This is a genomic window from Protofrankia coriariae (assembly GCF_001017755.1).
In the GTDB taxonomy this organism is placed as follows: Bacteria; Actinomycetota; Actinomycetes; order Frankiales; family Frankiaceae; genus Protofrankia; species Protofrankia coriariae.
This window is the reverse complement of the sequence record NZ_JWIO01000007.1, coordinates 70,417-79,557: the sequence shown is the minus strand read 5'-3', so window position 1 is coordinate 79,557 and position 9,141 is coordinate 70,417. Positions and strand designations below refer to the sequence as shown.

6 protein-coding genes and 1 pseudogene are annotated in these 9,141 nt (G+C 74.5%); 1 reads left to right on the top strand and 6 read right to left on the bottom strand.

Annotated elements, in window-relative coordinates; genetic code table 11:
• Positions 1 to 79: 79 nt before the first annotated feature.
• The 3 genes and pseudogenes from FrCorBMG51_RS32435 to FrCorBMG51_RS30745 all read right to left on the bottom strand — a co-directional run.
• Positions 80 to 583 (bottom strand): annotated as a pseudogene (locus tag FrCorBMG51_RS32435) (AMP-binding protein); the annotation flags it as partial.
• A gap of 216 nt (positions 584 to 799) precedes the next feature.
• Positions 800 to 2,146 (bottom strand): acetyl-CoA carboxylase biotin carboxylase subunit, encoded by a 1,347-nt coding sequence (locus tag FrCorBMG51_RS06790; protein WP_047222242.1) that lies wholly within the window; start codon positions 2,144 to 2,146, stop codon positions 800 to 802.
• Positions 2,143 to 2,385 carry an acetyl-CoA carboxylase biotin carboxyl carrier protein gene (locus FrCorBMG51_RS30745; protein WP_052914431.1) on the bottom strand — a complete coding sequence of 81 codons (243 nt, stop codon included), beginning with the start codon at positions 2,383 to 2,385 and terminating at the stop codon, positions 2,143 to 2,145. The genes FrCorBMG51_RS06790 and FrCorBMG51_RS30745 overlap by 4 nt, the downstream gene beginning before the upstream one ends.
• A 102-nt stretch (positions 2,386 to 2,487) precedes the next feature.
• On the opposite strand from FrCorBMG51_RS30745, the gene FrCorBMG51_RS30740 reads away from it, so the two are divergent.
• Positions 2,488 to 2,661, top strand: a complete 174-nt coding sequence (locus FrCorBMG51_RS30740) for a hypothetical protein (RefSeq protein ID WP_235433380.1) — start codon at positions 2,488 to 2,490, stop codon at positions 2,659 to 2,661.
• A gap of 91 nt (positions 2,662 to 2,752) precedes the next feature.
• On the opposite strand, the gene accD is transcribed toward FrCorBMG51_RS30740, so the two are convergent.
• From accD to FrCorBMG51_RS06765, 3 genes are all read right to left on the bottom strand, one after another.
• Entirely contained in the window at positions 2,753 to 4,720 is a 1,968-nt protein-coding gene (gene accD, locus FrCorBMG51_RS06775) for an acetyl-CoA carboxylase, carboxyltransferase subunit beta (protein WP_047222240.1), read from the bottom strand.
• A complete protein-coding gene (locus FrCorBMG51_RS06770; RefSeq protein WP_235433379.1) occupies positions 4,717 to 5,913 on the bottom strand; it encodes a PfaD family polyunsaturated fatty acid/polyketide biosynthesis protein in 1,197 nt (398 codons plus the stop codon). Before FrCorBMG51_RS06770 ends, accD begins: the two co-directional genes overlap by 4 nt.
• A gap of 519 nt (positions 5,914 to 6,432) precedes the next feature.
• Positions 6,433 to 9,096 (bottom strand): beta-ketoacyl synthase, encoded by a 2,664-nt coding sequence (locus FrCorBMG51_RS06765; protein WP_047222239.1) that lies wholly within the window; start codon positions 9,094 to 9,096, stop codon positions 6,433 to 6,435.
• Positions 9,097 to 9,141 lie beyond the last annotated feature (45 nt).

Sequence of the window (9,141 nt, the reverse complement as noted above, 5' to 3'; positions counted from 1 at the left end):
CGGCGGCCAGCCAGCCGCGGGTGTCGCGGATGAAGTCGGTGGTGCGCCAGAGATGGACCGAGCACCCTCTGGCCAGGTGGGCGAGCGTGCCGAACAGGCTCATGTCGTGGAACAGCGGCGACCAGATGCCGATCTCGTCGGCGTCGGTCAGGCCCAGGCCCCCGTCGATGGCCGCCAGACCGGCCAGGACGTTGTCGGCGGTCAGCGCGACGCCCTTGGGCGCCGAGGTGCTGCCGGACGTGTACTGGATCACCGCGAACTCGTCGGCCGGGTTCTCGTCGACCGGCCCGGCCGGCTCGATCTGCCCAGGCGGCCCGACCAGCCCGGCTGGACCGGCTGGCGCGGGCACCCGCGTGATGTCGACCAGCCGGACGTCCGGCGGTGCCGCGAGCCGGCCGAGCAGGCGCGCGCTCTGCTCGTCCACCAGCAGGGCCGCAAGCTCGGCGTCCTCGACGATGCGGCGCAGGTGCCGCTGGTAGCCCTCGCTGCCCCCGAACGCCACGGGCAGGGCGATGGGCACCGCGGCGGCCCCCGCCCGGAAGCACGCGAGCAGCCCGCGCAGCCAGGGCTCGCCGTTGGCCATCAGGATGCCGACGCGGCGCTGGCCCGCGATCAGTGTCGCCGTCCGTTCGGCGTTGGCCAGCAGGCGCGTGACGGGTACGGATCGTCCCTCGGACGGCAGGTGCAGCACCGTCCGAGGGCGGGCGTTGGTACTCACCGCGGCCCAGAGCGCGTTCACCGGATCTCCTCTCTGGAGACGTTCACAGACCGCCGCGGATACCGAGGACCACTGCCGGCCTCAGCCCGTCAGCTCGTTGATGAGCGAGGTGTCGTGCTCGGCCTGGCGGAAACGGGGATGGTCCAGGACCTCGCGCAGGAACGCGGCGGTGGTCACCACATGCGGGCCGCGCAGCCGCAGCTCGTCAAGCGCCCGGTCCATCCGCGCCAGCGCCTGCTCCCGGTCGGGCGCCCAGACGACGAGCTTGGCCAGCAGCGAGTCGTACAGCGCGGGGACCTGATAGCCGGCGTAGACGTGGGTGTCGACGCGGACGAACGGGCCACCGGGCAGCGCGAACTCGCTGACCACCCCCGGGGTGGGCACGAAACCGGCCGCCGGGTCCTCGGCGTTGATCCGGCACTCGATCGCCACCCCGCGCGGGACGACGTCGGCCTGGTCGAAGCCGAGCGGCTCACCGGCGGCGACCCGAAGCTGCTCGCGGACCAGGTCCGTCCCGGTGACCATCTCGGTGACCGGGTGCTCCACCTGGAGGCGGCAGTTGACCTCCATGAAGTAGAACCGGCCGTCGCCGTCCACCAGGAACTCGAACGTGCCCGCTCCCACATACCCGGCCGCCCGCGCCCCCTGGACGGCCGCCTCGCACATCTGCTCCACGGTCCGCGCGGGCAGCCGCGGCGCGGGGGTCTCCTCCACGAGCTTCTGGTGCCGGCGCTGCAACGAGCAGTCGCGCGCGCCCAGGTGGACGACGTTGCCATGGGCGTCGGCGAGGATCTGCACCTCGACGTGCCGCGCGGAGGCCAGGTAACGCTCCACGTACAGCCGGCCGTCCCGGAACACCGTCTGGGCGCTGGCGCGGGTCTGGCTGTAGGACCGCAGGAACGCGTCGGGCTCGTGCACCACGCTCATCCCGCGCCCGCCGCCGCCGGCCACCGCCTTGATGATGACCGGGTACCCGATCCCGGCGGCGAACTCCGCGGCCTCGTCGGCGTGCTCGAGCGCGTCCCGGCTGCCCGGCAGGAGCGGCAGCCCCGCGTCCGACATGATCGAACGGGCGCTGGCCTTGTCACCGAGACGGCTCATCACCGATGCCGGCGGGCCGACGAAGGTGATGCCCTCCTCCTCGCACACCTCGGCGAAGTCCGGGTTCTCCGAGAGGAACCCGTAGCCGGGGTGGATGGCGTCGGCGCCCCAGCCCCGCGCCGCCTCGATGACGGCGGGGATGTTGAGGTAGCTGGCCTTGGCCGGGCCGGGGCCGATCTGCACCGACTCGTCGGCGAACCGGACGACCGCCGAGTCGCGGTCGGCGGCGGAGTGGACCGCCAGCGTGGCCAGCCCGAGCTCACGGCAGGTACGGGCGACCCGCAGCGCGATCTCGCCACGGTTGGCGATCAGCACCTTTTTGATCATCGGCCCGGACCTGCCCGGTCGGCGTCGCCGGTGGCCACCGTCAGCAGGGGTTGGCCGTGCTCGACCGGGGTGCCGTCGGCCACCAGGATCTCAAGCACCCGGCCGGACGCGTCCGCCTCCACCGGGATCATCAGCTTCATCGCCTCGATGATCGCCACCTGCTGACCGCGGGTGATCAGGTCACCCTCGGCGACGAACGGCTTGGCTCCGGGCTCGGGGGCCCGGTAGAACACGCCCACGGTGGCGGCCCGCAGGATGTGCGCGTCGGCGTCCGCGACGGCCGGCGGCTGGGCCGGCCCGCCGNCCCGCCGCGGGTCGCCGGTTCCGGCCGTGGCGACGCCGTGGCCGGAACCGACGCCGTGGCGGCCGACACCGGCGGCGCTGCCGGTGCGACCAGTTCGGTGGATGCCGGCGGCACCGCGTCCGGCCAGGCGATCTCGATGAAGACCTCGCCGGCCGCCGCCCGCACCCGGCTGGGCACCCGGGACGTCTGCGCGCTCAGGGTGAGCAGATGATCGCGGAGCACCGTCATGATCTCGTCGAGCTCACCGGCGCCGGGCACCGCCGTGCGCACCGGTGGAACCCCGTTGACCTGGACAGGACTCATCAGGCGCTTTCCTTCTCGTCAAGATCGTCCCGGTCGAGGTCACGCTGGTCACGACCGTCCCGGTCGTCATCGATGCCGTGGCCGCCGACACCGGCCCGGTCGAAGTCACGATCAAGCTCATGGTCGAGATCGCGGTCGATGTCGCGGTCGTCGTCGAGCGTGGTGAGCGTGTCGGCGCCGAAGCGGCGGAACCGAGCGCGGCGCCCGGTGACGAGGGTCATCTGGTCCCGCGGCAGCAGCTGCGCCAGCGTGCTGGTCAGCGCGTCGCGCAGGGCGTGCGCCGCGAGCAGGTGGTCGCTGTCGGCGCCCGCCTCGGGCTCGGGCACCACACCGTCGACGATCCCGCCGCGCAGCAGCTCGCGGGCGTCCACCCGCAGCGCCGCCGCGGCCTTCGGCCCGGCGGCCGCGTCCTTCCACAGGATCGCGGCGCACCCTTCCGGACTGATCACCGAGTAGACGGCGTTGGCGCACATCAGGACGCGGTCGGCGATCGCGAGGGCGAGCGCGCCGCCGCTGCCGCCCTCGCCGGTCACCACCGCCACCACCGGGACGGGCAGGCCCGCCATCAGCCGCAGGTTCTCGGCGATCGCGACCGACTGCCCGTTCTGCTCGGCGTCGATGCCGGGGAAGGCGCCCGCGGTGTCGATGAGGGTGACCACCGGCAGCCCGAGCTTGGCGGCCAGCCGCATCGCCCGGGCGGCCTTGCGGTAGCCGGCCGGCGACGGCATCCCGTAGTTGCGCGCGGACAGCTCGGCCGCGCTGTGTCCCTTCTGCGTGCCGATCACGACGACCGGCGTGCCCTCCAGCCGGCCGAGCCCGCAGACCATCGCCGGGCAGTCCGCGGCCATGCGGTCCCCGTGCAGCTCCGCCCAGTCCTCGATCATCAGAGCGATGTAGTCCAGGGTCGTCGGCCGACCGAGCCGNCCGAGCCGGCGGGCCAGCCGCACCGACTCCCACTGCTCCCGCGCGGGCAGCCGCTCCGGGTCGACGACCAGCGCGCCGCCCGCCGGCAACTGCGAGACGGACGGCTGTGGCACGGGCGGCTGCGACGCCGATGGCTGTGACGCCGACGATCGTGACACCGGCGGCCGGGGCGGCGCGGACCGCGGCGCGGGCACGGCCGTGCGCGCCGCCCGGCGGCTGCCCACGGTCAGCAGCCGGGCCAGGGTGGCGCGCAGCTCGGCCCGCGGCCGGATCATGTCGACGACACCGTGCCGCAACAGGAACTCCGCGGTCTGGAACCCCGGCGGCAGGGTCTGCCGGATGGTCTGCTGGATCACCCGCGGCCCGGCGAACCCCAGCCGCGCCCCCGGCTCGGCGATGATGATGTCCGGCAGCGTCGCGAAGGACGCGGCCACCCCGCCGAAGGTCGGGTCGGTGATCAGCGCCAGGGTGAGGATCCCCGCCTCGTCGAGCTGCCCGAGGGCCTGGCTGGTCTTGGCCATCTGCATCAGGGACAGCACGCCCTCCTGCATGCGCGCCCCGCCGGAGGCGGTCACCAGCAGCAGCGGCGTGCGTTCCCGCAGCGCGATCTCGGCCGTCTGGGTGACGGCCTCACCGACCGCGGCGCCGAGGCTGCCCCCCATGAACCGGAAGTCCATGGCCGCCACGACCACCGGGTTGCCGTCGATGCGGCCGCGGGCGCTCACGACCGCCTCGGCCAGGCCGGTGGCGGCCCGCGCGTCGCGCAGCCGGTCGACGTAGGGACGGCTGTCGACGAACTCCAGCGGGTCGCTGTCGGCGACGACCGTGTCCACCAGCGCCACGGACCCGGGATCCAGCAGTGTCGTGAGCCGCTCGACGGCGGTCAGCGGGGCGTGCCAGCCGCACTCCGGGCAGACCCGCAGGGACCGGGCGAACCTCTTCGCGTAGATGATCGCTTGGCATCCGCCGCAGACCAGCCAGGATGCGTCCCGGGTCGTCCTGGCATCCGTGCCGTCCGCCTGCCTGGGCAGAGTCACTGTCATGATTGCTCCCACCGGTCGAGCCCCGCTGCCGCGCCGGTCCGCGGCGGGGACGGGATAAGGGACGGGATGTAGGTGGCGCAGCGCACGGGCAGCCGCACCCCCGCGGACCGCAGGTGGCCGACCCGGCTGCTGAAGGCGGCACCGCGCATGATCTGTGTGGCGATGTCGGCCACCCGCCTGTTCTCCACCGGGGCCAGGTAGGTGCCGGCGACCCAGGTGTTGAACGCGCCCATCGCCGGCCCGCACCAGATCTGGTAGTCCGTGGCCCGGCTCGGCTCCCCCGCGATGCTCCAGCCCGAGGACAGGCCGAGGTACCAGCGGAAGACCAGCGCCATCCGCCGCTTCGGGTTGTCGGCCGCGCGGGCGATCTGGTCGGGGTCACGCTCGGTGAAGAACCGCACGGTGTCCGCCCAGACGTCGTCCAGCGGCCGCAGGAAGATCTTCCGTTCCAGGGCGTCCCGCTCGGCGGCCGGGATCGCCTCGATGCCGTCGTGGGCCCGGTAGACCTCGTACAGCCGCCGGGCCCGGCTCGCGAACATCGTCCCGCGTTGCAGGACCTGCACCTCGACGCCCATCTCGAACATGTCCGCGGACGGGGCCATGACGCAGTCGGCCGTGCCCGCACCGGCCAGCAGCCGCTTCGTCGCCGGCGACTGGGACGCCTCCACCGACGCCTGGTTGACCGACCCGGTCACCACGTAGGCCGCGCCGAGAGCGAACGCCGCCGCGGCGGCGGCCGGTGTCCCGATCCCGCCGGCCGCGCCGACCCGGACCTGCCAGGGCTGACCCGACCCGGCCAGCTCACGCCGCACCCGGTCACGCAGAGCGATGATCTCGGGGAGCAGGACGGTCAGCGGCCGGCGGTCGGTGTGGCCGCCGGAATCAGCCTCGACGGTGATGTCGTCCGCCACCGGCACCCCCCGGGCGAGCTCGGCCTGCTCGGCGGTGACCAGGCCGGCGTCGAGCAGCCCGCGGACGATCGGTTCGGGTGCCGGGCGCAGGAAGCGTTCGGCCACCTCGGCCCGGGAGATCTTGGCGACCAGCCGGTTGCCGGCCCGCACCTGGCCGGAGGCCGCCCGGGACAGCCCGGCCAGCCGGTAGCGCACCACCTGCGGGGTCAGGTCGAGGAACGCCGACGCCTCGACGCAGCGCACCTGGTGGCGCAGGCACAGGTCGACCACGTCCCGTTCCATGGCCAGCTCGTTCGGGCTGTGGATGAGGTTGCAGGCGAACCCCGTGCCGNGCGGGCACCCGCCGGCTGATCGTCGCCAGCGCCTCGTCGACGCGGGCCGACAGCACCCCGGCCGCGCCGAAGGAGGCCAGGAAACCCGCTCCGGCCAGCGCCACGACCAGTTCCGCCGACGCGATCCCGTTGGCCATCGCCCCGGCCATGTACGGGTGGCGGACGCCGTGGTCGCGGGGGAAGTCCGGCGACCCCAGCCGTTCGGGCGGCGCCGGCGGCACCGCCGCGAGCACCTGCGTGCCCGGGCCGAGCAGCCGCTCGTCGTTGGTGGCCGCGATCCCCTGGGCGTCCCGGACGACGAAGGCGGGCCGCTCCAGGGTCGCGAGCACGTCGTAGATCTCGTCCGCGCCGCGCGCGAGACCGGTGGCACGACCGGTGCTGTGGCCGGTGGGGTGGCCGGCGGTACGGCCGGTGGGGGTGTGGCCGGCGTCCGCCGGCCGGCTGGGCGCGGCTGGGCCGGCCTGGGCGGTCACCATGGCGGGGCTCCTTCGTCGCGTAGTTCGACGGCGACATCGGTCAGTTCGTAGATGCGCATGGTCGGCTTCCACACGCTCGCGTCCGCCACCACCCGCACCCGGCCGGGCCGCCGCTCGACGGACTTGACGTGCACTTCGAGGGTGGTCTCGCTGTCCGTCGACAGGAACTGGCCGCGGTACTTCCACGTCATCGGCAGCCCGACCGGCAGCACGAACCCGGGCCGGGCGAAGCCCGCCGTGTGGCCGCCGTCGACGAGCCACTCCTGGATCGCCTGGATCACCGCCTCCACCCCGAGCGAGCCGGGGATGACCGGGTCCAGGACGAAGTGGCGGGCGAAGAACCAGTCGTGCGGGTCGATGGGGCGGGCCGCCCGCAGGTAGCCCTGCCCGTACCGGCCGCCGCCGTCGACGACTTCGACGTCGTCGAGCAGCGCGAGATGGCCCCGCGAGCACAGCGGCGCCGACGGGTCGGCCCGGCGGGCGGCGACGTCGATGGTCCGCACCGGTGGGCGGGGCTGCTGCTCGTCCAGCCAGGTCGGCACGAGCCGGCCGGCGTCGAGCCCGCTCTGCCTGGCCAGCGCCGCCTCGTTGAAGTAGCCGAACATCGACTCGCCCTCGTAGACGGGCTCGCCGTCCACGGAGAACCGGTAGGAGAACTCCTGCAGCACCGACCCGGGCATGGGGGTGGTGGACAGCAGGGTCGAGTGCTGCCGGAGGGTCCTGTTTCGCAGGTCCACCTCGCGCAGCAGCATGGCGGTGCCGCCGAGGTTGCGCAGGCTGTGCTCCCCGCCCAGGTCGGTGAGGGTGGCGCCCAGGTAGTAGCCGAGGACGAGCGCCGACTGCAGCGAGGTCTCCATGTAGACGCAGTTCGGCATCGACGCGTTGGCCGTGTCCTGGTAGTACCAGGAGCCGGCGGGCGAGTCGTACTCGGTCTGGTGGGTGGCGCCCCCGCGCAGGCTCTCCCGCTTCCCCCGCTCCCCCTGGACGGCGACGATCCGGTCGACCAGGCGCAGGCCACCGTCGGGCAGCCGGGTCGCCCGGATGCCGCGGTAGCGGGAGAACTCCGGCCCCAGGGCGATGCCCGGATCCCCCTTGGAGCAGTGGGCCATGTGGAACTCGTTGAGCATCACCGGCTCGCCGAGGCTGTTCCGGCGCCCGAGGAAACGCGCCACGGTGCCGCCGGCCTGCGGGCCGATCGGGACGCCCGGCTTCTCCTGGACACCCAGCGTCACCCCCCGCACCCTGGCGACGACCTCGCCACCGACGCGGAACTCGGCGTCGACGGACAGCCACGGCCGCGGGACGAGGTCGACGCCGGTGACCTCCAGGGCCAGCTCGACATCGGCGTCCGGCGTCGGCCCGAGGATCTCGACCTGGCAGCGGTCCGGCTCGCCCGGCGCGTCGGGCCCGCCCGGCACACCGCGGGCGAAGGTGGCGTCGGCGAAGCCCAGGTGCAGACCCAGGTACAGGGCGAACACCTCGGCGGCCTGCGCTGCCGACTCGGCGAGGAGCACGGCCTGCTCCCCCGCCGGCGTGCCCTGTGACTGGACGCCCTGTGCCTGGACGCCCTGGTCCGGCCCGGCCTGCGCCGGGGGGCCCGCGGCCACGGCACCCGGCCGCAGCCCGGCGCGCAGCGCTCCGTGGCCCCAGGCGCCGCCGCGCACGTCCAGGCCGTCCACCCAGCTCAGCAGCAGCCCGGGGACCCCGGCCCGCGGCAGCGCCAGGCGGATCGACGGGTTGGCGCCGTCCTGGTCGTAGGCGGCGCCGAACACGCTCGCGATCGACCCCTCGGCGAGACGGGTGAGATCGGCGGCGTCCAGCCGGTTCCTGTCACTGCGCGCGAGCGGCTTGAACGCCGCCTCCGTGGACACCCGGGTGGGCGCCGGTGCCACGGACGGCCGCGACAACACACTCGGTCGCCCGTCGACCACCTCGAACACCTCGGTGACGGCCGGGGCCGGGGCGGCCGCGTCATCCCGTTGGAGGCCCTGCTGGGCGCCCCGCGGGACACCACCCTCCCGGGCAACGGGCAGGGCCGCCCGGACCGGCCCCGCCTGGACGCCGGGCACCGTCGGAGCGGGCGCCGGGCTCACAGGCTGTGGGCGCGCCAAGCCCGCCGAGATGCCGGGCGCCGGGGCTGCCGCGGACAGCCCGCCCGCCGGTCGGACAGCGTTGTCCGCCGGGCTCACCAGGCTCGCCGATCCTGCCGGGTTCGCCGGACTCGCCGGCTGTCCGGACGCCGCGAGCGCCGCGAGCACCCGGTTCTGCACGCTCGTCTGGGCCCGCAGGGCGCTGGCGTGCGCGGCCACGACAACCGCCCGTACCTGCCGGGCGATCGAGGCCGCCAGTTCGGCCGGTTCCAGTTCACCGGCGGGCACCGACGGAGAACCGACGGGGGCTGACGGCCGGCGGACGAAGCCGGTCCCGTCCGCGTCCCTGTCGGCCGGCCCGGACGACAGGTCAGACGCGCCGGCCGAGCCAACCGAGCCAGCCCCGCCGTGCCCGGCCGCCGACGGCCGCGGCTGCGGCGGCGCGTCGGCCCGAATGGTGTCGGCCGACCACCGGGTGGGGTCGAAGGGCTCGCCGTCGAACTCCAGGGCATCGATCTCCAGGGCGTCGACGTCCACCACCTGGGACGCCACCTGCTCCGCTGTCATCGCCTGTCCTCCGTCGGTCTGGTCGAACCGGCCCGTGCGAGACGG

What these genes read in the sequence shown, in the direction of transcription:
- FrCorBMG51_RS06790 (WP_047222242.1), bottom strand. Translation starts at nt 2,146, where the DNA reads ATGATCAAAAAGGTGCTGATCGCCAACCGTGGCGAGATCGCGCTGCGG.
- FrCorBMG51_RS06770 (WP_235433379.1), bottom strand. Translation starts at nt 5,913, where the DNA reads ATGGAACGGGACGTGGTCGACCTGTGCCTGCGCCACCAGGTGCGCTGC.
- FrCorBMG51_RS06765 (WP_047222239.1), bottom strand. Translation starts at nt 9,096, where the DNA reads ATGACAGCGGAGCAGGTGGCGTCCCAGGTGGTGGACGTCGACGCCCTG.